Consider the following 19,260-nt stretch of genomic DNA (forward strand, 5'->3'; position numbering starts at 1 on the left):
GACTAGAGTAAGACCTAAAAACGGAGTTTTTCCATTATAACTTCTTTTTTACATGAGTACTGAAGATATCATGTCCATCAAGGTATTTCTTGATTGAGTCCCTTCATCTCCTCTATCTTTTGATTGATTGCTAGGGTTATCCCTATTGTTTCTAGGATTTTTCTCTGTATTATTTTTTGGTTCAGGTAGTTGCGGACTGTTTTCTGATTCGTTTTCTCTAACTTCTTGGTTGTCTTCTGACTGATTTCTCGGTTTACCGATGGTAGTATTTGATTTAGTGTTGTTTAATTCTTCTTTCAGCTGCTTCACTTTATTTCTAAGTTTTTCGATCGTTCTGTTTTTCTCCTCGATAGCGTTGTTTAGTTCTTTAATTTTCTCTTCTTTTTCCGGGTTTTGCACAGGAGGTCGGATATCTCTGGGATTTTTGATTACTACTTTCTGTGTAGATGTGATTTTCGTTGTGGAAGTGCTTATTTTGTATCCTATCAGTGCTGTCTGTGATTTTTCCCCTGTTTCAAACTCTGCTTTGAGTTCTTCTTGATTTTTTGGGTCTAATTCATTTGAGAACCATTCTGTTTCTAACTCCGAAGACGTGTTTTTAGCTATGTCAACGCTGCAGTAAAATGTCTCCGAGGTATTCACTTTTTCAGGGCACTTAACATTCACTGAAATAGAATTAAATGATTCTTTAGGAGGTTTTCTTATTTTTTCATTCGTTTTGTTTTTTATATTGCTTTCATTTTTCTTGTCTGTGAAGTCACCTAGATTTATGTTTTCTTCTTTATCTTGTTTTTCGCCAATTTTCCCAGGTTTTCTTAGTTTCTTATCACGTATTTGACGGCTGAAGTTGTACGTTTGATTTTCTATAGTTGTTTCAGCATCTAGATTTGTTCTCTCTGTTTTATTTCCTATTTTAACATACTCATTAGTTTCTTCTGTTATATTTCCGTGCTCTATACTCCATTTTGTTTTATTAATGGATTTATTGTTGTCTTCAGGAAGTTTTATGCCGCATTCTAATTGATTTGAAGTAGAGTCTTTGCAGTCAATATGTGGTTCTGAGGCAGTAGCCGAATGGAAACCAGTAAACAGTATAAGAGTTACTAGAGATAGGTGGAAGACCTTTGCTTCAGAAATACTGTGTAAACTGCCGTTCTTATTTGTCAAGAGTTGCACCTAAAATTCAGTGATGAGGAAGAAGTTTTTAATAGATGACATTAAACCGTCATCTCCCAGCTTTATCTTTACCACAAATTAGAAATAATAAAAAATTGAGAAGGATTACTCCTGCATCTGCATGAGTAAGTACATTGTCAGGATAGATCCGGCTATAAGCAATGCGAATCCCTGGATATTGGCTGAGACTAGGTAAGGAATGCTGAAACCTATGTCGATAGGTCCTATAATTGATTTGTTTGTTAGTAAGGTCAGTATTCCTATGATTTCTAGAAGTGATGTTGCTGGAAGTAGGTAGGCGTAGTTCATAGTAATGATTAAATTGTTTAGATGAAGCTTCTTGTAGTTTTGTAGGCTCCGAGCATAACCATAAATCCTCCGATAATCATGAACAGCAGCGGCTGATCGGATCTCTCTGCGATGAGGAACGCTTCGCCAGGTTTCTCAGGATTAACTGAAGCATCGACTTTTTCCCCTGCAGGATAGTTTTCAATAAATTTTTCCGCTTCTGTTTCCTGGTTGAATTCCTTGTCGCGGTCCAGAGGGTGAATGAAGTCGCTGGAATAATTTTCTCCTTCAAAACTGTACTCAAAACTTATCTCTGCCTGATAGTCGACTCCACCTCTCCTGGATGAGTCAGTCCGGATGTTAGTATCAGTCACTGTGGCAGTGATATTGACAGCCTTGTCTACATTTTCTGATTGTCCCTGGTACTGCATGAATCCATAGCCAGCAATTGCAAGACCTAGGATCATGAAAATAGATGAGAACAGGAGAACCTGGTTGGGGCTAAGACTGTTCGAATTCTTTCCACCTACATTGACATCCAGACCCATTTCTTTCTACCTCTTACTGTATTCTGTTACGCTTCTTACCTGAACAGACCCGTTCTCCACTGAACCATAGTAGGCGAACTTTGAAGGAGTTCTGTCATCTCTATCAGCCCAGAGGTAAGCTTCCGTCTGATTGAAGGCATCCGAACTTTTCAATCCTTCACCGCTGTCGGTTGACTCCATTACTATCGAGTGAGCTTCAAATATATGTTCTGAATTACGCAGCAGTTCAGAACTGTTGACATCAAGGTCGAGAAGAATGTTTTCCTCCCCACTAATGTTGGAGACGCCGAGGACCGAAGCATTTTCAACACCAATACTTCTCAATGCCTCAAGTGTGACTCCTAGTTCCTCTCTGCTATACTGTTTTTCCGTGTGGTTTTCTTTACCCATTGCCTCCCTGTAAACTTCCGTACCATTCTCACCGGATTTGACTTGGGTGCTGAACTCCGTAGAGTTAGAGTTTCCTACAAAATCCAGTTCCATCACTCCTGAAGTATTTACAGTCGAACTGTTCTGGTCAAAAACTCCGTTAGAGGTCATGTTCACAGAGACACTAAAACCTGGCAGATTAATCACCATACTATTATCTGACTCCGAACTATATTCTGAGACTTGATCTACTCTAGACATCGAATCTTCGAAGACCTCCAGACCCGAAGAATCTAAATTTACATCCTTGTAATCAAGACCGAAATCAGAGTTTAGATTGGCAGAACCTGTCTCAATACAGCCAGAGGATATAATTACAGCTATCAAAAATACGAAGAACGCTCTTTGTGAATCAATTAATTCTATCATGAAAAAGTCTCTAGAACCGTTTTATTTAAAAACAGCAACAAGTTGTTCGGAAAAAACCGAACACCTAATGGGATTCAAGACAAATCATAGAAATACATAGTGACCACAGGAAAAATTTTGGTAAAGTCCCGACTCCAGGATTTGAACCTGGGACAATCCGCTCTACAGGCGGACGCTCTGCCAGACTGAGCTAAGTCGGGTTTGTTGTCTTAGCTTCATTCAAGAAGCACTTGGCTTCGCACTGAGCTAAGTTGGGTGCGTATATGCCCGAGTTAGACTCATTGAGAAAACCGCCAGGTTTTCGTCTGAGCTTAGTCGGGTGTTGTAAGAATTGGTTTACTGGTTAAAGTTTTTAAGGTGTGTTCAGGTATTGAATTCTGCGGAGGTGGTGTTGCTTTCTGCTATTTTCTTTCCTTCCGTGTCTCTGATGGTGGCAGGTTGGAAGTCTACTTCTTCCTCTACCTGTACTTTTGGTCTTATCTTGTATTGTATGATTCTCTGGTCTCCTGGCTCTAGGTCTTCTACTTGCCAGGTTAGTTTGGTTCCTTCGTTTGTTTTCCTGATTTTTGGCGTGTTCATGGAGAAGCTTTCGTCTACCGTTGCTATGTCTGGGATGAATTCTTCTAGTTCAAGTTGTTCTATTGTTTTTTCGCCGTTGTTCTCTATTTCTAGGTTTATTTTGATGCTGTTTCCGTCGGTTTCTGCGGTTTTGATCAGTGATATGTTGTTTCCGAGGAGTTTGATCGCTGCCAGCATCAGTATCAGCAGTGTTATGGCTGCTACCGGGATCCAGTAGTTTACTTGGTATGTTGCTGAGAACTGTTCGTCTGGTTGAAGTGTTTTTTGCCAGGTGTAAACGGTTTTTCCGTCTATTTCCTGTGTTTGGTTAGGTTTTATGCTTGTTGATGTGATTGATTGTAGGTATGCTGGTGTTTCAGCGGTTAATGTTACGTTTGTAGGTGAGTTGCCTGTGTTTTTTGCCTTCACTGTTTTTTCAAATACTAGGATTTTGTTATTGGTTTGTTGTGTTTCTGAAATGTTCTTTACTGTTTCTATCGTGGTTTTTTGTGCTGCTGTGGTCTGTAGTTTGTTGTCTGCTGTTACGGTGTATTCTATCTGGTTTGTTCCGGGCGTGGCGTTTTTGTCTGTTCTGAAGCTGAATTCGTATCTTCTTGTTCCTCCTGGAAGTATTCTTGTGCCTGTTTCTGTCTTTGTTTTGTTTTTGTAGGCTGCTTTGACTTGGTAGTTTTCTATTGGTTGGCTGTCTAGGTTTTTGACTTCTATTTCTGTGTTTATTATTTCTCCGGGGATGAAGCTTGTTTTTTCTTGTTTTAGGTCTATTATGTGTAGTTTGTAGGGTTGTTGGACGTTGAAGATGCCTGTGAATTGTTTAGTTTTGCCGGTTTTCTGTTCTCTTATTTTTCCGTCAAAGCGGTATCGTTGTTGTAGCGCGTCTTCTACTGGCGAAGCTGTTATCTGGAATGTTTTGTTTGAGTATCCTGGTGCTTTGATGGTTTTGGGATAGTAGAGCCAGGATGATTTTGGTGATAGAATGGATACGGAGTAGGTCTGGTTGTCAGGGTTTTGGTTTTGTAGGGTTACGTTGAACACTGCGGGGGAGGACTGGTTTGCCGATGATTTTACCGGTGTTATTGAGGTCTCCAGTGCAGATACTGTGAATACGAGTAAGATTATTGCAGCCGGTAAAACTAGTTTCTTCATTAAGATGTTATTTGTTCAGCTGATTTTATTATACAACCGGGTTGGATCAGAGATAAATTTTTTAGATTCCTGCTGCTACTCTCAGGAATACTCGGAATCCTGTGCCTAGCCCGATTGAGTAAAGCGTTATCAATGCCAATGCCTTCATTTTCTCGTCTTCAAGATCGGTGATGATGGAGAGAGCTAGCAGAAGGATTCCTGTCTTCATCACGAATACACCCGGAAATCCTAGGATAGAGTTGAAAGCCTGAGCCAGTAGCTGTTTAGGATTGTAACTGTAGAAACTGCTTATCATCGATGCAGATCCTTCAAAGAACTGGGTGAAAGCCAGCAAAATCATCGATGTTGAACTGTAGTCATTTTCAGCTAAGAAATAGTAGATTCCGGTTGCTGATAACGTTAGAGCGGCTGTGCCTACAACATAAAGAATGTTAAGTGATTTGAAGCCGGTTACAGCATAAGCGATTACCGGTAGGAGTAGTGCTGTGCCTGTGTATCCTAGTTTCTTATCTTCTAGTTTGTAGGTAGCTGGCAGGAATACTGCAGCTATCAAGAAGTATATGAGAGGTGTTATTAGAGGTATGCTGTACGGGTACTGGACTAGTTGAGCATCATCTAGGAATCTGAGTGTGCCCCCTAGCAGTATGAACGGGGTTGTGTATACTGCTGTCTTAGGAGTGATGTCGAATTCTCGGGAGTGGAAAAGCCTGTAGATTGCATATATTGTTGCTGAGGCTAGTAGAATGTAGAAAACTGTGTTGACTGGGTTGTATCCAGGTGTTGCTGTAACACCATTCCACAAAACTGTTTCTGCTCCTTTTGCATCGGCTACTATCGGTCCTACGATGTATTTCCAGAGCAGTTCTTTCATTGTATTAAATTACTGATTCCTGTTTTTCTGCAGGTTCTAGGTGTTTTGCTGCCCAGTCATGTAGCTGGTCAAGTACAGGTCCTAGTTCCCTTCCTGTCTGTGTGACCGAGTATTTTACTCGGAAAGGTTTTTCGCTTACAACTTTTCTTTCAATCAAGCCTTTTTCCTGGAGGTCTTCCAGGTTTTCGCTTAGTACTTTGCTGGATATTCCTTTTACCTGTTCTTTCAGGTCGTTGAACCCTTTTTCCTCTTCTATAAGCATTGAGAGGATTACAGGGTGCCACTTTTTCCCGATGATATTGGAGGCGGCGGTCATTGGACACCATTCTTCGCCGGCACACCATGCTGGGATCTTATCATCACTCATACACATGCAATAGACCTCAGTTATTTTTAACCTGAACCATTTTTCGCAGCTAATTTAACAAGTCATGAAAGAGAAAGTAAGTATGGATGTACTTATCCTGGACTCAACAGAAAAGGAATTTGGAAAACATGCATATAGCCAGTTGGCCGAATTTCAGCTAGAAGCCGAAGTCAGTGAGACAGAGTTTGTAGATATTCCTGGAAAAATGAGTAGAAGTAGTGCAGAAGCATTCATCGTGATCTGTGACACTTCCGAGGACTACATGGAACCCGTGATTGGAAAGATACTAGATCTGGAAGTAGAGAAAGGAATAGTGCAGAAAGTATTCTTAGATAGTTCGGGAGAAAGCCAAGAAGTCTTCGAGAGAAGAGGGAAAAGAGAGTCAGGTGAAGCCGCGGAAAAACTTGCAGAAAAGGTAAAAAGCCAATAATGACAGATTTAGACTCAGACTTCATAGAAAAATATCTTGAATACTATAGGAAGACTCAGGGAGTTCTTCCTGAGAAAATCCAGGAATTTGGAGAAAAATACCGTGAACAAGGTTTCTTGACTCAGGACCAGCTCTACGATATAGCGTTTGAATCTTCGACTCGTAGCGCATACCATGTAAGAAAAAATTCGGAGGGAAGATGTAGAGAAGTAACAGAGAATGTCTTGAATGTTGAAGGCGATTTTTCGCAAATCTCGTTGATCTGTGGTTTGTCAGGTTTCAAGGCGCCGACCGCGTCATGTGTACTAACTGCTTTAAACCCTGATAGACATGCTATAGTCGATACGCGTGTCTGGGCATCGCTTGAAAGGTTTGACTATGTAGAGGATAGGAAAGAGAGTTTCGGTCCTGATGACTATGTTGAGATGATGAAGCATATCCGGGAAATAGCGGAGGAAACGGGTTTTACACCTGAGAAAGTCGGTTATGCTTTGTTTGCGTTTGACGATGATGTCAGGGAAGGAAATCTGCATTAAACAGTTTTTTCTTAATCTTCAGTCGTGTGAAGTAGTAGGTTTTTACCAAGTCTTTGAAGTGTCTGAGGAAATTTGCTGAGAATACAAGCTTGTTTTGGAAGATAAGCCCTGCTTTATCGCCGATACTGACTATAAGGAAGTTTTGCTCAGATTCGACCTGGTTCAGCGGTTCGCTATTGGATACAATGTTTTCTGCTATTACTTCTCCTTGCTTCATTGCTTTGTGAGCTGTTTTCTGCCCTGAGACATCGACGCAGTCTCCTCCAGCAAAAATATCATTGTAGCCTATAGCTGACAGTCCTTGGTTGACTTCAATCCCTTTTCTGCCTGTTGAGAATATTTGCTTTACTGTTTCACTTGCTTTAACTCCTGCAGCCCATACAATTAGGTCAGCCGCCTCTTCTCCACCATCAGTAAAGGTGACGGATCCTTCAGCGACTTCAGAAACCTGTTTACCGCCTTTAAACTTGATGTCTTTGTTATGAAGTATTTCAAGCATTTTCTCGGAGCTTTTCTGATCCAGGTAGGACATTGGTCGTGTGTTTGCTTCTACGAGAGTGGTTTCAACTTCTTTTTCGGTTAGTTCTCCTGCTACTTCGATGCCAACGTAACCTGCTCCGACGATCACTGCTTTTTCAGCGTTCTCTGCTTTCTTGGAAAGTTTTTGTGCTGGTTTTATGCCCCATGCATGTTCTGCTGGGGATATATCGATTCCAAAGTTTTCGGGTGCGCCTCCTAATCCAGTTACAAGTTTGTCGTAGCCTATCAATCCGTTCCGTGTTTCAACGGTTTTTTCATCAGGTCTTACATCTTTTACCGTGGCTTCTTTCAGTTCTATTTGTTCGGGTAAGAACTCTTCTAGGTTGATTTCCAGTTCTTCTCTTTGGAAACGGTTTCTGATTATGTCGACTGTTCCTGGTATGTACTGATGCTTCAGAGTTTCATCTATTATAGTTACCTGTTTTCCAGCGTTAACCAGGTCTAATGCGGCGTTTACACCGAGAAATCCGGCGCCGAGAACTACTATTTTCTCGCTCACAGTCAATTATTTTTGATCTCTGATTTATTAGACCAAAGGTAAAGAAGAAAGAAGAATCAGGAGAGTCTGCCGCATCGGGCAGTTAACTCTGCTTCCTCAATTATATGTCCTTCCATGGCTTCATCGAGTTCTTCTCGGGAAGCTCCTTCCTCCAGGTCAAGTTCTGTGTCTAGTGCGTACAGTCTGAAGTAGTAAGTGTGCTCTCCATCCGGAGGATTAGGACCGTTGTAACCTGTTTTTCTGAAGTCGGTCGTACCTTCAATCCCCGGGGCTTCATCCTCAGCAATTCTATCTGCGTCTGCTGGGATGTTCCACATCGTCCAGTGCACCCAGATCTTTCCGGCTGGTTCAACCGCGTCAGGATCATCGGCTATAACAACTAGTGATTCAGCCTTCTCCGGAACACCTTCTATCTCAAGCTCCGGACTAGTGTTCTCCCGCGGATACCCATGTTTTTCAGGTAGTTTCTCACCATCTTCAAACTCTGGCGAAGTAATTCTCATTGTCTACAAATTGATGCCCGAAATCTATAAGTTTTCGAAACCTGTTAGGCTCTTCGGAAAATGCAGAGCAAATTCTGCAGCAGATCTCAAGGCTTGTAAGAATTAATTTTTCTGAGTTAGTCTCTGTCCTTGCTTCGAGCTAACATAGTTTTAGCTATTGTGAGAGCCAGTACTATCCCTGTCATAACCAGGAACGCCTTTTGAATTTTCTTCTTAATTCTTCCTCTTCTCCTTCTCTTCTCCCTTTCTCTGAACTCCTCTTCCATCTTTTTCCTTAACTCATCGAAAGTTGGATAGTCACGCATGCACCTACTGATGTCAAGAGTCTGTTAAACCGGTTTATGTAGAATAAAACATGTATCAATGAATCTTTGAAATAAAACAAGCATAGTAGAAAGCTTCAAACAGTCGTATATTTAATTAGACGGAAGAGGACTAAAAAGGAGGAAATAAATTGTTTGCATGGCATTACTAGACAATCTTATAGTTTTTATCGTCGGAATAATAATAGGAGGCTTGGGAATACATTTTGGAGCAATGTTCACGTTAGGCAGAGCCGACTTCTCCAAAGCAGTTAAAACCGCATTAATCGGTGCCGTAGTATGGAGCATAGTCGGTTTCTTCCTAGGAGGAATACCATTCCTTGGACCTTTAATCACATTTATAGCATGGCTAGGAGTGATAAAAATAAGCTACGAAGGCGGCTGGATAAACGCAGCAGCAATCGCACTCATAGCCTGGATCTCAGTACTTATAATCCTCTACCTGCTTGCAGCCATAGGAATCGGAGGCTTCGAAGCAATAGGAGTACCAGGAGTTTAGGGAACATTTCCCCTCTTTTTATCTTGTTAATTAATTTGGTCTGCAAATACCCCGGAGAAAATACCTTCGCTAAAGACGAATTGTTCCGTTACCGGTGCAAAAAAATTTATCACATTTTGTAAGAAAAATTATTTGGCAGGACCCGGATTTGAACCGGGGTCTGGCCGTCCCAAACGGCCAATGATAGTCCACTACACCATCCCGCCAAACTTCTGAAAGTTTGATCATCAAGGTGCATGGTTCGGCGAACCATGCTTTGCGTGCGTTGAAGACCATTTGGTCTTCTGCTCTAGAAAACCTTTCGGTTTTCGTAGGATCTGAGCGTAACCAGTCCGTTCAGTCACACCATCCCGCCTTCCTGTATTATCTGGTTTGGTACACTAGTTTTAAAATAGGATTTCCGTCTTCGCGTAGGGAAGCAGATAGGTGCGTTTTTTTGGATTTGTTTTTTGCTAGCAGTGGTTAAGTAGTGTGAGGTTCTTTTTTTAGATTGTTATGAAATGGAAAGCTTTAGTTGTCGGTGTGGCATTGGCTTTGGTAACTGGTATGGGAATGGCTCAAAATACTTCTAATCAGACGGACGGGTTGAATCAGTCCTCGGCTGAGTTGGATACTGTGTTAGTGGCTTCAAGTGCCAGTCATATAGATCCTACTATTGCCGATGTTGTATCTGAACGTTTAGGAGTTCCTGTGGTTTTAGCAGGACCGGAAAATCTCTCTGATGAAGAAGCTGAGTTTTTCTCAGGAGTAGATAATGCTGTTATTGTTGGAGGTCCTGCAGCATTATCTGAAAATGTTGAGGAACAGATAAGAACTGAGACGGAGAATACTATCCGTGTCTGGGGTGAGACGGCTACAGATACTTCGTTAGAGGTTTCAAACTATTTCTGGTCGGAAGATAATGAACAGGTTAACATAGTTCAAACCGATCTCTACGACACCATTCAATCGTATAGAGTGTTGTCGGCGCTGGCGAATGATGCTGAAAACCCTGTTATTCTGGAAGATGAGAACATGTCGGAAGAAGCTTTAACAGAACTCGAGGATCAGGGCGTAGAGGAAGCAACAGTGCACACAACGGATGAGAATATTACAGAGTTAGAGAACATTTTCGAGAACAACAGTATAGAAGCAAGTTTCGAAAATGGCAGTGCGGAAGTACTGGCAGCTAGGCTTCACAATGAGACATTTGAAAACACTGAGAAAGACAACCTATTTGCGACAACAGGTTCGAACTTTAACTACGGTATTCCTACCTATTCAAGTCCTAGTACCGTAACCTTCCCAGTAACTCGTGACAGTTTCGAGAAGGATATCCAAATGATTAACGGTTCAGGGTTTGACACCTTCAATATCATAGGAGAACCAGAACTAGGACAGGAAATAACCGGAGAAATAAACCAGTCACGTGAAACAAGTTTCATAGAAGTAACAGACAAAGTAGAGACATCAATAGATCTTGTTAGAAACAATTCAGAGACTTGGAACGACTTAATCAACGAAGACCTAGTGAGCGAACTCGAATTCAAAAATGCAAACGAAACTATGGAAGAAGCAAACGAATCCGGAACAACAAACGAAACAGAGAACGAAACGGAGAATGAGTCAGAGAACATGACTGTAGATACGGAGAACGAAAGTCAGGAGGACACAACAAACAGTGAGAGTGTAGCCAGTTCCATCGGGCTATCATCCTCAGGGAACACTGTAGCAGCAGAAGGAAGTTACTCCGATGGTAACAGTTACAGTACATCAACCAGGATCTTCCAGAATCAGACGCATATCCAGTTCCTGTTCAGTCTTGAACCAACAGAGAACGAAACCAGCGACACGGAGTATAACTTCGAGCAAGAACTACAAGCGGAAGACGGAGAATACCAGACAAGTGTCGGAGTCGCAGTAAACGGAGAAGTAGTCGAGCAAACCAGGGAAAACCTGACAATCGACTAAGCTTTCAAAGCTTAAACCAAGTATCCTGTGATTTCCGAGTTTCACGCCGGAAGAATAATTCTTCCACATCTTCTTCTCTTCTTTTAATTTCCAAAGCCTCAGAGTACAGCTCTTCCAATGTAACTCCCCAGAAATCATCTATCCGGGATTTCCCATAGTTGAAGAGAGCTCTGTCATTTTGAATACCGATCAATTCCTGAAGATAATCTACTGCCTCATCTAATTCAGTCTCATCCTCATAAATCCCTTTAGGAAAATCTTCCGGTTCACCTTCATACTCCAAAAGCATACAATCCTTACAACAATAAAATCATTGTTAAATTACTGTAGCTGCAAAAATCAAATCATGGTAGAATTCGAGACAATAGAGAAAGAACGCCAGGACTACGGAAACTTCCCAGGAGAAAAATTCATCGAAGTATCAAGAAACAAAGCCATCCAGGACGACGGAAGCGAAAACAGCTTTATTCAGATTGCCACAGGTTACTACAACGACGACGAATCAGTGAACTACAACAAACGGTTCACAGTACCCACCGACGAAAAAGCAGTCGACCACATCGTCGAAAAACTACCGGAAATCTTCGAGAAAGAGAAGGAAGCAAGGGAAGAGTAAGTCAGAGACTAGGTAATTCTTCCTCTTTAAATATTATTTTTCCATCTCTGCGTTCAACCCAGTCGTATGTATAGACCCTATTCTTCAGTCTTTCTTCTTCAAAATCTAGTCCTTGCATTAATTCACCGGTGTAGAATATTTTATCTATGAAATCTTTAGCCTTTGAGGTAGAAACTTCGCCACCATTATTCTTGGCGAGAAATCCTAAGACATAAGCCTCATGCTCATAGGTAGGTGCCGATCCCGATCTAATCAAATCATGCGCACAATCAAAGAAGTATTGATACATCTGATCCTCTTTAGGAACGCTACTTGACTCATCGTAGTCAAAATTATCAACATGGATCCCAAATGCCTCAGAAGTCCTTTTCAAATAATCTTTATCCTCCTCCAAATGACTTAAGGCATGAGAAACAACCGCCTGAGACACATCAAAACTTTCAGAAACATCCTCAGGATCTATAGCAACATAATTAAAGAACCCATTATCCCTAAGCCTACGCCTCATAGAACCCAAAACATAACCACCGATCAAGGTAGCATACCTTTCCGCCCTACGAGAATGCTCCTCAGTAACTCCCATCCTCAACCCACATAACAATTAAACCACACAAAAATAAATAACTTCAAAACCAGTTAACACGGAAAATCAAAGACAGAACATGATACCATTCGAAAAACAAGCCTCACTAACACCATCAGAAGAATATGCACAGGAACTATTGGAGGCGAACTGGGAGCAAGTAGTCAGGACCACACCAGGAATGTTGGAAGACTTACAAGAAAGATTCCCTAAAGTCTGTGAAACACTCAGCAGAGAGATCAGAGCAGATGCACAAAAGGACATCTCAAATATCTTCAAGCCAGGCGTACCGGACTTCCTAGCTTTCAACCAGAAAGGAGAATACAAGTTTGTGGAGATAAAAACCGATGGAGACGGACTCAGACACACTCAGTTGAAATGGTTGAAAGATTTTAGAGAAGTAAACGCAGAGATATGGTTCACCCGGAAGAAAGAAGTAGAAGACAAACTTGATACGGAAAATATTGGGGCATATACTTTCCAGGATCGGAAAGGCGAAAACTCAGAGGACGAAATCACGGAAGAGGTAGGCTCAAAATACCTAGTAGAACTGCCGAAAACACTAGCCTCAATCCTGGGTTTGTCTAAGGAGGATTCTGTTGAGTGGCGTCTAAAGAATAAGAACGAACTGATTCTGGATTCAAAATAGATAAACAGTTCCTTTTATGAGTTTTTGAACTTTATTCTTTGTCCGCTCCAGAGGCTGCACCTAAAATTCCTCTGAGAAAGCTCCTCCATGACCTTCTAAGTAGGCGCCTGATGCACCATCAGATGTTACGCTTCCTTATAGTGTTCTTGGAGTTGTTGACCGACAAATTTTTAGCATTTGTTTTTTAGATAAGAATTATGCCATCAGAAGATAAAGAGCTGCATAGAAAAATTTCATCTCAACTCCTATCATGGGGTTATACAGAATCCGAAGTAGATTATGTTTCAGAGGAACTTAATGATATTATTGATTTTGATAAGATGATTGATTTTTTAATTCTCAATGGTTCTGAATCAGAGCCTCAAAAATACGACGAGGATGCCTTAGATTTGCATGTATTATTAGATGATTATATACTAGTTCTAGAGTATAGTGGAGGCAGAATGATTGATTACATATACTATAAGTATGAAAATGTAGGCAGGATTCGAATAAACAAGAACGATCAAAGATTACATGGCGCCATCACTTTAGATATAGCTACTGGATATGAAATAGGGCTTGGATCGTATGAAGATGAAAAATATTCAGAGATAAAGAACTACATCAAGACGCTGAGAGGGATGTTAAATGAGTGATTCAAGAGATCCCGATAGCCAAACATGGGAAAATAAGGCCAAAGTTGAAGAACTCAAAGGTCGAATAGCAAGACTAGAGAAAGATTTTCAAAACTACAAGGAGAACCAAAGAGAATGGCTGCCAAAAGATGAATTTCAGGACTACAAGCAGAATAGAAGTGACTGGAAAAGAGAAGCCCTTGCAGCTACCGCAATAATACTATCAGGAGTTATCGGATTTGCCTTGAACTTAGTCTTCTCAACCCCTTGAGTCAGAAATAACCAGCAACCCTACACAACCGAGGTTGTTAGTCTAAGATATCTTCGCCAGAGTTTCTGATTCTGAAGAAAAGTCGGAATCTTAAGCCCCGACAGGGATTTGAACCCTGGACCTGTTCCTGTCTTGCTTTTCCTGTCTGATAAACCAGACAGAACATGCTTCCCAAGGGGAAGATGTGTTTGTTACAAGGGAACTGCTCTAGCCAAGCTGAGCTATCGAGGCGTTGTATTGTTGAGTGGTTCGGTTAAGAGTTAAATAGTTGGACTTGGTCTGGTTTTTATCTGGTTTAGTAGGTTTTCTGCATTTTGGGGTCGTTGTTCTGGTTTGAAGCTTAGTGCTTGTTTCATGAGTTGGTTGTGTTGCTGAGGTACTTCTGGATTTATTCCTTCGTTTATTTCGGTTTCTGGGTCCAGTTTGTGGATTGTTTCTCCTAGTGGTGCTGTTCTCGGTATTTGGTGTGTTAGTGCCGTCCAGAGTTGTCCTAGTTGGAAGATGTCATATCTCTGGTCTATCTGTCCTCCTTGTTTTATTTCTGGAGGTTTTTCTAGTGTGTAGTCTCCTGGTGCTTGTGGTTCTGTGGTGTATGGCGTAGTGGAGTGGTCGAAGTCGAAGAGGATTGTGTTTTGTTGGTCGTAGAATATGTTTGCTGGGCGGATATCGTGATGTACTACGCCGTGGCTGTGTAGGTCTGATAGGCCTGAAGCCACATCCGAGATTATCTGTTCTGCTTCTTGCCATGTGATCCCTGAAGTATCATGGTCGTAGAGAGTGCTTGTGTCTTCTCTTCTCTCAATGACTGTTGCAAACTGGTCTTCAGCCACTACTTCTTGTCCGTCTGAGAGTATGTCTCCGCTTATAACTTCTGTCGGCGTCAAAACATTTGGACAATCTATGTCCTCTAGGACTCGGTAAGCCTCCCTATTTTGCTCCGAGTTCTGTGGAAGACACTGATTTTCGAACTTAGAAGGATTTAACAGCTTAACTACTTTATCTTCCAAACCGTAGATTTCTGCGTATCTTCCCTTTTGTTCTACATGTTCGTCAAGCATCTCATTTTGAGGAAACAATCTCTGGGATTGATTAAAGCGGTAGTCGCCTAGTTCAAAATAGTCCGTATCAGCGTGTTCAGGATTTCCTGCCAACCAAGTATACTCTAAATCCATTTCCCCAACCAGAGATAATCAGTAAAAATGATAAAAAGCCCGATACGAAGACTAATTAGGTCCAAAGATGAAGAATACACTTGGAGAACTGAGCGAAGCAGACTTAAATGGTGAAAAAGTTGCTGTCGGTTTCAGGCCCTCCGGTTCTCTGCATGTCGGCAATTTGTTGACCATCTGTTATGCTGCTGTTTTGGCGGATGAGCTGGATTTGGAGTTGGATTTGATGGTCTGTGATACCGATTGGAGTGCGCATATTCACGAGCATCATTTACCGGAGGAGAACCGTGTTATGAAACTGTTTTTCCAGCGAGAATGTTCTTGTGGTAATCATGAGAATGTTGCGGAGCATCGTGTTGATGAGATCTCAGAGTTTCTTAGTGTTTTGAAGAGTGAGACTGTTGATTTCGAGGTTAACTACCTCTCGGAGTACAGTAGTAAGGAGTATGATGACGCGTTGAGAAATATTTTGAACAACATGGGCGAGTTCGATGAGATTTTTGGAGGAGGTTTCAGAAGAAGATATCGTAGCCCTGTGGCTGCTGTATGTGAGAAATGCGGTTTTTCTGATGCGAAAGGTTCAAGTTTTTCCTCTGAAACCAGGGAATTGGTGTCTGCATGTAGGAATCCGGACTGTCCAAACGGTTTTATGACGACCTCGCTCTCTGAGAGCCGAAAGGGAGTATACTACTTGGTAGATCCGGTGCGTGATCCGGCGAGAGATGTTGCCATCCATGTCTTTGGCGGCGACTACAGGGACGCAGGTAAAGGCCAGAAAACACCTAAAGTAGAAAAAGTCAGAAAAATCACTGAACTCGCCTGCGGAGAAACACCAGAATACTTCCTGACACCGATGATCGGAGATGAAGATGGTAAGCCACTTTCGAAGTCACATGATACTGGAATAACAGTTGAAGAGATAGATGATTTGAAAGAGTTTTCTGAGAATTTATTGGAGAAGGTAAGAGAAATGATTAGAGAAGAGAATGACTATGTCGTGGAAAGTAAGTTAATTTAGGTTACATCGACATCGGCGTCGTCTACATCGTCTGGACCTCTGTCTTTGATTTTTCTTTCCATTGCGTCTTTGATGCGGTTGACATTGATGCTTCTTGTGCATTCTGGGCATTCGATCCACCATGGACGGCTTCCTAGTTCCTGGCTGTCTTCCCATTCGTTGCCGCAGTATGGGCATTTGAGTTCGTAGTGGAACATTTCGTTGTCGTAGGAGAACATTTTGACTCTTCCGGTTTTCTCTCCTTCATCGTTCTGTACTTTCCGGTTTGTTGAGTATTCTACCCTGTCGAAGTCAATGTCCTTTTCCATCGTTTAACACATCCAAAGTATGTTTCTAAGAAGTTTTAAGTCCTTCCTCAAGTTTCGTATCACAGGTTTCTGTCGTTAGATTTAATATAGTTGAATCTTGATGGTGGAGTATGGAGATATTCGCACGAGATATAGCTACCTTTTCCGGGGAAGGTGAAGATAGCTTGGGTGATAGGCTGTCTTCTAGATTCAAGGAGTTAGATGTTGACTCTGTCAAAGAAGTACGGGAACTCAGGGAAAGAGAATGAAGTTTTTCATCGACTCAAATATTTTTATAGCTGTTCTGACGGAAGAAGAAAATCGCTTTTCTTCCGCGAAAGAATTACTGAATTCCGATCACGACTTGGCTACTTCTATGTTGAACCTTATGAGATTAGATCAGTGCTGTCCAAAAAGAAGGGTCACGAAAGAGACGAAATAGAAGAAATCCAGCAAGAAATAATCAACTCAGTCGACATAATCATCCCAGACTCATCAGACTTCTTGGAAGCCAACAAGATTCAGAAAGACACATTTGCATATCCAATGGACAGCATAATAATGGCTTTAGCCATGAATGCCGATGCAGAATTAATCAGCTTTGACAGCGAACTGATAGACCTCGGTGCTAAGACTCCAGAAGAAATACTAGACAATTAAGCCAGGAATTCCATGTAAATCTTAAGTAATTCTTCCTCACTGACGGGGAAGTCTTCGTCTCCGTAGTTTACTTTTCTGTCGAAGTCAAACTTCTCTGCTACTTCCGGGCTCTTCAGTTCGATGATTTCAGAATTGTACTGCTTCAAGGATCGTACATCCCATTCACGGTTCGAACCTACGATATACAGTGTGTAGCCGTCTAGTGTAGCAAGAAATGCTCGTGCTGCATCTTTCCGGCTTTCTATCTTGGCAAAGGCCTTTCCGTGGATCGGTGTTCCTCCGATCCCATCATATTCTTCGCCGTCAACAGTGTAAGAGTCTACGCCCGATATTTTGGAAAGTTTTTCTGGTTCTTGAATCTCTACTTCCAGTTTCCCGTCTTCTGTCTCTTTGATGTTTTCTGTACGGGGCTTGAGGTATTCTTTCAATGCCTGTTTTTTCTCTACAGGTTTTACCTTGGCTTTCATAGAATAGTCTATCTCCTTGAAATCTTTTTATTTGAGGGATTGTAATGCGTTAAGCATGGGGCTTTTTGACAAGGATGAAGAATCAGGTAGGGACGAAGTAACTATTAATCCTGAGGAAAACAGTTCTCAACGCCGGAATGAAAGTAAGTTGAAGTCCGAGGTAGAGGACAAAGTAGTAGACAGTTCCACCAGTTCAGGTAGCTCTGGCGACAGGGTTTCGAGTGTGGCCTCAGGTTCCCAGGTTTCGAACAGCGGAAGCGGTAAAAATGTGGATGTCGAAGAATTGTACAGGCAGAACGAAAGGATAATTGAACTGCTTGAAAAACTGACTAACGAAGACAGAAAAAATGAGAAGAAGGATGAAAAGAATGATGAAAACTTTGATGGTGACTTGAATGGGGTACTATGATAGCGTGAAAGATTCAGTAAGAGAAAATAACAAAAAGAATACAGGTTCAGCAGGCGGAGGAAACTTCGATACACTAAAAGAAAACGCGGAGAAAACCTCCGAAGAAGAGCAGGAAGGAGATGATACTCCTATCGAAGTATTGGAAGAAGACGGATTAAGCCAGGAAAGCCCTAAAAAGCGACAGCAGGAGGAGGAAAGAAAGACCAGTTCCAGTCCATCCAATTCGGACAGCAACCCGTTAACCAACTCCAACTCAGGTTCAAGCAGTTCTCAGGATATGAGCGGAGTAGAAGAAAAACTGGATAAGATTATTGAGCAGAATCAGAAGATGATTGAAATATTGGAGAGTTTCGGACAGTAAAGTAGGAAGAGCGTGTTTTTTTAGACTATTTCTACTTCTATTTTCTGTCTTCCCTGGCTTGTTGTTTCTATTTCTTCTGACAGTTTTATGTTTAGTTCAAGTGTTTTCTTGTCTTCTTGTTGTTTGAAGTCTAGTTTTAGTTGGTTCTGAAGTGTTGGAGTTATCTGGACTTCTTCTTTTCCTTTGAAGCTTAGTCCGACTTCGCCTTCTCTTATTTTATCTGCGAAGTTTTCTAGGAAGTTGGCTAGTTCATCGTTTGAGAACTGGAAGTCCAGGTCTACTTCTTTGCTCATATTAGTTATCGATAGGTAAAAAGTTTTAATCATTTTGTATTCCGACCGGTTTAGGGCAGGAAAAAATGAGGGGGAAAAAGGGAGATTTGATTAACTTAGTCTTTCATCAGTTTTCTGGAGAGGAAGTGGTCTTTCTCTTCAAACTCTCTTACTGCTTCCATCATGAAGAGGTATGCTACTGCGTTCAATGTCAGTCCTAGTAAAGGTACTGCTTCAAGTCTGCCACTAGCGTAAAATACTGTGAACAGCAGCAGGTTTCCTAGAACGAATAATGTGAATGAGATTGCTACCTCGGCGTTAGTGGAGAGCTTGGGAAGTCCGAAAATATCTTCCTCTCTAACAGTTTCATCGTCTTCTTGTTCTGCCATAAATTAAATCAGTCCTAAAAACTAGTTTAGAACAGTCTCCGTATAAAACTTCCGCAAAACCAGCCTAGTTCAAGTCCTCAATCTCTACATCCTTATCCTCAGGCTTAAACGCCGAAGGCAAGTGAATCTTGTAAATACCTTCTGACTTCTCAATAACCAGAGGCATCTCCTTCAACAGGCGGGAAACATTGATGTTATACACTCCTTCCTCCTGCACACTGATAGAATCCAGATCAAACTCCAAACGAATGTTCTCCCTCTCCTTTTCTCCTTCAGAAACCATCTCTTCAATATCGTCCTTAACCTGAGCCTTCTCCTCCTCTAACTCTTCCTCACTCATCTCAGGCTCGTTCTCATACATGAAAAGACTTGAACCACACTCACAGCCGTCAACAATCTTATCAGAATCGTCCTCATATGTCCGACCGCAGTTCATACAACG

General features: G+C 41.6%; 31 protein-coding genes and 3 tRNA genes. 13 read left to right on the forward strand and 21 right to left on the reverse strand.

Features of this window, described 5'->3' with window-relative positions:
- Window positions 1-48: 48 nt before the first annotated feature.
- From LC1Nh_RS03595 to LC1Nh_RS03630, 8 genes are all read right to left on the reverse strand, one after another.
- Window positions 49-1,167, reverse strand: a complete 1,119-nt coding sequence (locus tag LC1Nh_RS03595) for a hypothetical protein (protein WP_153550341.1) — start codon at window positions 1,165-1,167, stop codon at window positions 49-51.
- 114 nt (window positions 1,168-1,281) lie between these two features.
- Entirely contained in the window at window positions 1,282-1,485 is a 204-nt protein-coding gene (locus LC1Nh_RS03600) for a hypothetical protein (RefSeq protein WP_153550342.1), read from the reverse strand.
- Window positions 1,486-1,502: 17 nt separating this feature from the next.
- Window positions 1,503-2,012 carry a DUF3592 domain-containing protein gene (locus LC1Nh_RS03605; RefSeq protein WP_153550343.1) on the reverse strand — a complete coding sequence of 170 codons (510 nt, stop codon included), beginning with the start codon at window positions 2,010-2,012 and terminating at the stop codon, window positions 1,503-1,505.
- A gap of 6 nt (window positions 2,013-2,018) precedes the next feature.
- Window positions 2,019-2,810, reverse strand: coding sequence for a hypothetical protein (locus LC1Nh_RS03610; RefSeq protein ID WP_153550344.1), 792 nt, complete (start codon window positions 2,808-2,810; stop codon window positions 2,019-2,021).
- Window positions 2,811-2,936: 126 nt separating this feature from the next.
- A tRNA-Tyr gene (locus LC1Nh_RS03615) sits at window positions 2,937-3,010 on the reverse strand.
- Window positions 3,011-3,173: 163 nt separating this feature from the next.
- Window positions 3,174-4,532: a hypothetical protein gene (locus LC1Nh_RS03620; RefSeq protein ID WP_153550345.1), complete on the reverse strand. Its 1,359-nt coding sequence runs from the start codon at window positions 4,530-4,532 to the stop codon at window positions 3,174-3,176.
- A gap of 61 nt (window positions 4,533-4,593) precedes the next feature.
- On the reverse strand, window positions 4,594-5,403 hold the full coding sequence (locus tag LC1Nh_RS03625) for a DUF63 family protein (RefSeq protein WP_153550346.1): 810 nt from the start codon (window positions 5,401-5,403) through the stop codon (window positions 4,594-4,596).
- A 4-nt stretch (window positions 5,404-5,407) separates the two neighbouring features.
- Window positions 5,408-5,776, reverse strand: coding sequence for a winged helix-turn-helix transcriptional regulator (locus LC1Nh_RS03630; protein ID WP_153550347.1), 369 nt, complete (start codon window positions 5,774-5,776; stop codon window positions 5,408-5,410).
- A gap of 58 nt (window positions 5,777-5,834) precedes the next feature.
- On the opposite strand from LC1Nh_RS03630, the gene LC1Nh_RS03635 reads away from it, so the two are divergent.
- Together LC1Nh_RS03635 and LC1Nh_RS03640 are read left to right on the forward strand one after the other, a co-directional pair.
- Window positions 5,835-6,200: a hypothetical protein gene (locus LC1Nh_RS03635; RefSeq protein WP_153550348.1), complete on the forward strand. Its 366-nt coding sequence runs from the start codon at window positions 5,835-5,837 to the stop codon at window positions 6,198-6,200.
- Window positions 6,200-6,736 carry a hypothetical protein gene (locus tag LC1Nh_RS03640; protein ID WP_153550349.1) on the forward strand — a complete coding sequence of 179 codons (537 nt, stop codon included), beginning with the start codon at window positions 6,200-6,202 and terminating at the stop codon, window positions 6,734-6,736. Before LC1Nh_RS03635 ends, LC1Nh_RS03640 begins: the two co-directional genes overlap by 1 nt.
- Here the strand turns inward: LC1Nh_RS03640 and LC1Nh_RS03645 are convergent.
- The 3 genes from LC1Nh_RS03645 to LC1Nh_RS03655 form a co-directional block, all read right to left on the reverse strand.
- Window positions 6,714-7,775, reverse strand: a complete 1,062-nt coding sequence (locus LC1Nh_RS03645; RefSeq protein WP_217907008.1) for an NAD(P)/FAD-dependent oxidoreductase — start codon at window positions 7,773-7,775, stop codon at window positions 6,714-6,716. The two genes, LC1Nh_RS03640 and LC1Nh_RS03645, sit on opposite strands and share 23 nt — an antisense overlap.
- A gap of 56 nt (window positions 7,776-7,831) precedes the next feature.
- Window positions 7,832-8,278: a YbhB/YbcL family Raf kinase inhibitor-like protein gene (locus LC1Nh_RS03650; RefSeq protein ID WP_153550351.1), complete on the reverse strand. Its 447-nt coding sequence runs from the start codon at window positions 8,276-8,278 to the stop codon at window positions 7,832-7,834.
- 116 nt (window positions 8,279-8,394) lie between these two features.
- Window positions 8,395-8,583, reverse strand: a complete 189-nt coding sequence (locus LC1Nh_RS03655) for a hypothetical protein (RefSeq protein ID WP_153550352.1) — start codon at window positions 8,581-8,583, stop codon at window positions 8,395-8,397.
- Window positions 8,584-8,740: 157 nt separating this feature from the next.
- Between LC1Nh_RS03655 and LC1Nh_RS03660 the strand changes: the two genes are divergently transcribed.
- On the forward strand, window positions 8,741-9,100 hold the full coding sequence (locus LC1Nh_RS03660; protein WP_153550353.1) for a hypothetical protein: 360 nt from the start codon (window positions 8,741-8,743) through the stop codon (window positions 9,098-9,100).
- A 133-nt stretch (window positions 9,101-9,233) separates the two neighbouring features.
- Here LC1Nh_RS03660 and LC1Nh_RS03665 read toward each other — a convergent pair.
- Window positions 9,234-9,306 (reverse strand) — tRNA-Pro (locus tag LC1Nh_RS03665).
- A 289-nt stretch (window positions 9,307-9,595) separates the two neighbouring features.
- Between LC1Nh_RS03665 and LC1Nh_RS03670 the strand changes: the two genes are divergently transcribed.
- Window positions 9,596-11,050, forward strand: a complete 1,455-nt coding sequence (locus LC1Nh_RS03670) for a cell wall-binding repeat-containing protein (protein WP_153550354.1) — start codon at window positions 9,596-9,598, stop codon at window positions 11,048-11,050.
- 4 nt (window positions 11,051-11,054) lie between these two features.
- Here LC1Nh_RS03670 and LC1Nh_RS03675 read toward each other — a convergent pair whose 3' ends face one another.
- Window positions 11,055-11,339, reverse strand: a complete 285-nt coding sequence (locus LC1Nh_RS03675; protein ID WP_153550355.1) for a hypothetical protein — start codon at window positions 11,337-11,339, stop codon at window positions 11,055-11,057.
- A gap of 57 nt (window positions 11,340-11,396) precedes the next feature.
- Between LC1Nh_RS03675 and LC1Nh_RS03680 the strand changes: the two genes are divergently transcribed.
- The gene (locus LC1Nh_RS03680) at window positions 11,397-11,666 is read left to right on the forward strand and encodes a hypothetical protein (protein ID WP_153550356.1); all 270 of its coding nucleotides are present in this window, start codon (window positions 11,397-11,399) and stop codon (window positions 11,664-11,666) included.
- A gap of 1 nt (window position 11,667) precedes the next feature.
- Here the strand turns inward: LC1Nh_RS03680 and LC1Nh_RS03685 are convergent, their stop codons facing one another.
- Window positions 11,668-12,249 carry a hypothetical protein gene (locus LC1Nh_RS03685; RefSeq protein WP_153550357.1) on the reverse strand — a complete coding sequence of 194 codons (582 nt, stop codon included), beginning with the start codon at window positions 12,247-12,249 and terminating at the stop codon, window positions 11,668-11,670.
- A gap of 79 nt (window positions 12,250-12,328) precedes the next feature.
- Between LC1Nh_RS03685 and LC1Nh_RS03690 the strand changes: the two genes are divergently transcribed.
- The 3 genes from LC1Nh_RS03690 to LC1Nh_RS03700 all read left to right on the forward strand — a co-directional run bounded on the left by LC1Nh_RS03690 (window position 12,329) and on the right by LC1Nh_RS03700 (window position 13,786).
- Window positions 12,329-12,898 carry a VRR-NUC domain-containing protein gene (locus tag LC1Nh_RS03690; RefSeq protein WP_153550358.1) on the forward strand — a complete coding sequence of 190 codons (570 nt, stop codon included), beginning with the start codon at window positions 12,329-12,331 and terminating at the stop codon, window positions 12,896-12,898.
- 197 nt (window positions 12,899-13,095) lie between these two features.
- Window positions 13,096-13,536, forward strand: coding sequence for a hypothetical protein (locus LC1Nh_RS03695; RefSeq protein ID WP_153550359.1), 441 nt, complete (start codon window positions 13,096-13,098; stop codon window positions 13,534-13,536).
- The gene (locus LC1Nh_RS03700; protein WP_153550360.1) at window positions 13,529-13,786 is read left to right on the forward strand and encodes a hypothetical protein; all 258 of its coding nucleotides are present in this window, start codon (window positions 13,529-13,531) and stop codon (window positions 13,784-13,786) included. Before LC1Nh_RS03695 ends, LC1Nh_RS03700 begins: the two co-directional genes overlap by 8 nt.
- Before the next feature lie 93 nt (window positions 13,787-13,879).
- Here the strand turns inward: LC1Nh_RS03700 and LC1Nh_RS03705 are convergent.
- Together LC1Nh_RS03705 and LC1Nh_RS03710 are read right to left on the reverse strand one after the other, a co-directional pair.
- Window positions 13,880-14,017, reverse strand: a tRNA-Thr gene (locus LC1Nh_RS03705).
- Window positions 14,018-14,046: 29 nt separating this feature from the next.
- The gene (locus LC1Nh_RS03710) at window positions 14,047-14,958 is read right to left on the reverse strand and encodes a protein kinase domain-containing protein (RefSeq protein ID WP_153550361.1); all 912 of its coding nucleotides are present in this window, start codon (window positions 14,956-14,958) and stop codon (window positions 14,047-14,049) included.
- Window positions 14,959-15,025: 67 nt separating this feature from the next.
- Here LC1Nh_RS03710 and LC1Nh_RS03715 point away from each other — a divergent pair, with 67 nt between their 5' ends.
- The gene (locus LC1Nh_RS03715) at window positions 15,026-15,973 is read left to right on the forward strand and encodes a nucleotidyl transferase family protein (RefSeq protein WP_153550362.1); all 948 of its coding nucleotides are present in this window, start codon (window positions 15,026-15,028) and stop codon (window positions 15,971-15,973) included.
- On the opposite strand, the gene LC1Nh_RS03720 is transcribed toward LC1Nh_RS03715, so the two are convergent.
- Window positions 15,970-16,281 carry a hypothetical protein gene (locus tag LC1Nh_RS03720; RefSeq protein WP_153550363.1) on the reverse strand — a complete coding sequence of 104 codons (312 nt, stop codon included), beginning with the start codon at window positions 16,279-16,281 and terminating at the stop codon, window positions 15,970-15,972. The two genes, LC1Nh_RS03715 and LC1Nh_RS03720, sit on opposite strands and share 4 nt — an antisense overlap.
- Window positions 16,282-16,391: 110 nt before the next feature.
- Between LC1Nh_RS03720 and LC1Nh_RS03725 the strand changes: the two genes are divergently transcribed.
- Window positions 16,392-16,529, forward strand: a complete 138-nt coding sequence (locus tag LC1Nh_RS03725; protein WP_153550364.1) for a hypothetical protein — start codon at window positions 16,392-16,394, stop codon at window positions 16,527-16,529.
- On the forward strand, window positions 16,483-16,920 hold the full coding sequence (locus LC1Nh_RS06180) for a PIN domain-containing protein (protein WP_153550365.1): 438 nt from the start codon (window positions 16,483-16,485) through the stop codon (window positions 16,918-16,920). The genes LC1Nh_RS03725 and LC1Nh_RS06180 overlap by 47 nt, the downstream gene beginning before the upstream one ends.
- Here LC1Nh_RS06180 and LC1Nh_RS03735 read toward each other — a convergent pair.
- On the reverse strand, window positions 16,917-17,387 hold the full coding sequence (locus LC1Nh_RS03735; RefSeq protein ID WP_153550366.1) for a hypothetical protein: 471 nt from the start codon (window positions 17,385-17,387) through the stop codon (window positions 16,917-16,919). The genes LC1Nh_RS06180 and LC1Nh_RS03735 overlap by 4 nt on opposite strands.
- A gap of 55 nt (window positions 17,388-17,442) precedes the next feature.
- Between LC1Nh_RS03735 and LC1Nh_RS03740 the strand changes: the two genes are divergently transcribed.
- Window positions 17,443-17,796: a hypothetical protein gene (locus tag LC1Nh_RS03740; protein WP_153550367.1), complete on the forward strand. Its 354-nt coding sequence runs from the start codon at window positions 17,443-17,445 to the stop codon at window positions 17,794-17,796.
- Between the two features lie 4 nt (window positions 17,797-17,800).
- Window positions 17,801-18,157, forward strand: coding sequence for a hypothetical protein (locus LC1Nh_RS03745; protein WP_153550368.1), 357 nt, complete (start codon window positions 17,801-17,803; stop codon window positions 18,155-18,157).
- A gap of 20 nt (window positions 18,158-18,177) precedes the next feature.
- Here the strand turns inward: LC1Nh_RS03745 and LC1Nh_RS03750 are convergent, their stop codons facing one another.
- The 3 genes from LC1Nh_RS03750 to LC1Nh_RS03760 all read right to left on the reverse strand — a co-directional run bounded on the left by LC1Nh_RS03750 (window position 18,178) and on the right by LC1Nh_RS03760 (window position 19,254).
- Window positions 18,178-18,450 (reverse strand): amphi-Trp domain-containing protein, encoded by a 273-nt coding sequence (locus LC1Nh_RS03750; protein WP_217907010.1) that lies wholly within the window; start codon window positions 18,448-18,450, stop codon window positions 18,178-18,180.
- Window positions 18,451-18,545: 95 nt separating this feature from the next.
- Complete coding sequence (locus tag LC1Nh_RS03755) at window positions 18,546-18,818, reverse strand: hypothetical protein (RefSeq protein ID WP_153550370.1); 273 nt, start codon at window positions 18,816-18,818, stop codon at window positions 18,546-18,548.
- Between the two features lie 64 nt (window positions 18,819-18,882).
- Window positions 18,883-19,254, reverse strand: coding sequence for an OapC/ArvC family zinc-ribbon domain-containing protein (locus LC1Nh_RS03760; protein WP_153550371.1), 372 nt, complete (start codon window positions 19,252-19,254; stop codon window positions 18,883-18,885).
- Window positions 19,255-19,260 lie beyond the last annotated feature (6 nt).

It is taken from the genome of Candidatus Nanohalobium constans (genome assembly GCF_009617975.1).
Taxonomy (GTDB): Archaea; Nanohalarchaeota; Nanosalinia; order Nanosalinales; family Nanosalinaceae; genus Nanohalobium; species Nanohalobium constans.

What these genes read in the sequence shown, in the direction of transcription:
- LC1Nh_RS03600 (WP_153550342.1), bottom strand. Translation starts at nt 1,485, where the DNA reads ATGAACTACGCCTACCTACTTCCAGCAACATCACTTCTAGAAATCATA.
- LC1Nh_RS03605 (WP_153550343.1), bottom strand. Translation starts at nt 2,012, where the DNA reads ATGGGTCTGGATGTCAATGTAGGTGGAAAGAATTCGAACAGTCTTAGC.
- LC1Nh_RS03610 (WP_153550344.1), bottom strand. Translation starts at nt 2,810, where the DNA reads ATGATAGAATTAATTGATTCACAAAGAGCGTTCTTCGTATTTTTGATA.
- LC1Nh_RS03620 (WP_153550345.1), bottom strand. Translation starts at nt 4,532, where the DNA reads ATGAAGAAACTAGTTTTACCGGCTGCAATAATCTTACTCGTATTCACA.
- LC1Nh_RS03625 (WP_153550346.1), bottom strand. Translation starts at nt 5,403, where the DNA reads ATGAAAGAACTGCTCTGGAAATACATCGTAGGACCGATAGTAGCCGAT.
- LC1Nh_RS03630 (WP_153550347.1), bottom strand. Translation starts at nt 5,776, where the DNA reads ATGTGTATGAGTGATGATAAGATCCCAGCATGGTGTGCCGGCGAAGAA.
- LC1Nh_RS03635 (WP_153550348.1), top strand. Translation starts at nt 5,835, where the DNA reads ATGAAAGAGAAAGTAAGTATGGATGTACTTATCCTGGACTCAACAGAA.
- LC1Nh_RS03640 (WP_153550349.1), top strand. Translation starts at nt 6,200, where the DNA reads ATGACAGATTTAGACTCAGACTTCATAGAAAAATATCTTGAATACTAT.
- LC1Nh_RS03650 (WP_153550351.1), bottom strand. Translation starts at nt 8,278, where the DNA reads ATGAGAATTACTTCGCCAGAGTTTGAAGATGGTGAGAAACTACCTGAA.
- LC1Nh_RS03655 (WP_153550352.1), bottom strand. Translation starts at nt 8,583, where the DNA reads ATGCGTGACTATCCAACTTTCGATGAGTTAAGGAAAAAGATGGAAGAG.
- LC1Nh_RS03660 (WP_153550353.1), top strand. Translation starts at nt 8,741, where the DNA reads ATGGCATTACTAGACAATCTTATAGTTTTTATCGTCGGAATAATAATA.
- LC1Nh_RS03670 (WP_153550354.1), top strand. Translation starts at nt 9,596, where the DNA reads ATGAAATGGAAAGCTTTAGTTGTCGGTGTGGCATTGGCTTTGGTAACT.
- LC1Nh_RS03675 (WP_153550355.1), bottom strand. Translation starts at nt 11,339, where the DNA reads ATGCTTTTGGAGTATGAAGGTGAACCGGAAGATTTTCCTAAAGGGATT.
- LC1Nh_RS03680 (WP_153550356.1), top strand. Translation starts at nt 11,397, where the DNA reads ATGGTAGAATTCGAGACAATAGAGAAAGAACGCCAGGACTACGGAAAC.
- LC1Nh_RS03685 (WP_153550357.1), bottom strand. Translation starts at nt 12,249, where the DNA reads ATGGGAGTTACTGAGGAGCATTCTCGTAGGGCGGAAAGGTATGCTACC.
- LC1Nh_RS03690 (WP_153550358.1), top strand. Translation starts at nt 12,329, where the DNA reads ATGATACCATTCGAAAAACAAGCCTCACTAACACCATCAGAAGAATAT.
- LC1Nh_RS03695 (WP_153550359.1), top strand. Translation starts at nt 13,096, where the DNA reads ATGCCATCAGAAGATAAAGAGCTGCATAGAAAAATTTCATCTCAACTC.
- LC1Nh_RS03700 (WP_153550360.1), top strand. Translation starts at nt 13,529, where the DNA reads ATGAGTGATTCAAGAGATCCCGATAGCCAAACATGGGAAAATAAGGCC.
- LC1Nh_RS03710 (WP_153550361.1), bottom strand. Translation starts at nt 14,958, where the DNA reads ATGGATTTAGAGTATACTTGGTTGGCAGGAAATCCTGAACACGCTGAT.
- LC1Nh_RS03715 (WP_153550362.1), top strand. Translation starts at nt 15,026, where the DNA reads ATGAAGAATACACTTGGAGAACTGAGCGAAGCAGACTTAAATGGTGAA.
- LC1Nh_RS03720 (WP_153550363.1), bottom strand. Translation starts at nt 16,281, where the DNA reads ATGGAAAAGGACATTGACTTCGACAGGGTAGAATACTCAACAAACCGG.
- LC1Nh_RS03725 (WP_153550364.1), top strand. Translation starts at nt 16,392, where the DNA reads ATGGAGATATTCGCACGAGATATAGCTACCTTTTCCGGGGAAGGTGAA.
- LC1Nh_RS06180 (WP_153550365.1), top strand. Translation starts at nt 16,483, where the DNA reads ATGTTGACTCTGTCAAAGAAGTACGGGAACTCAGGGAAAGAGAATGAA.
- LC1Nh_RS03735 (WP_153550366.1), bottom strand. Translation starts at nt 17,387, where the DNA reads ATGAAAGCCAAGGTAAAACCTGTAGAGAAAAAACAGGCATTGAAAGAA.
- LC1Nh_RS03740 (WP_153550367.1), top strand. Translation starts at nt 17,443, where the DNA reads ATGGGGCTTTTTGACAAGGATGAAGAATCAGGTAGGGACGAAGTAACT.
- LC1Nh_RS03750 (WP_217907010.1), bottom strand. Translation starts at nt 18,450, where the DNA reads ATGAGCAAAGAAGTAGACCTGGACTTCCAGTTCTCAAACGATGAACTA.
- LC1Nh_RS03755 (WP_153550370.1), bottom strand. Translation starts at nt 18,818, where the DNA reads ATGGCAGAACAAGAAGACGATGAAACTGTTAGAGAGGAAGATATTTTC.
- LC1Nh_RS03760 (WP_153550371.1), bottom strand. Translation starts at nt 19,254, where the DNA reads ATGAACTGCGGTCGGACATATGAGGACGATTCTGATAAGATTGTTGAC.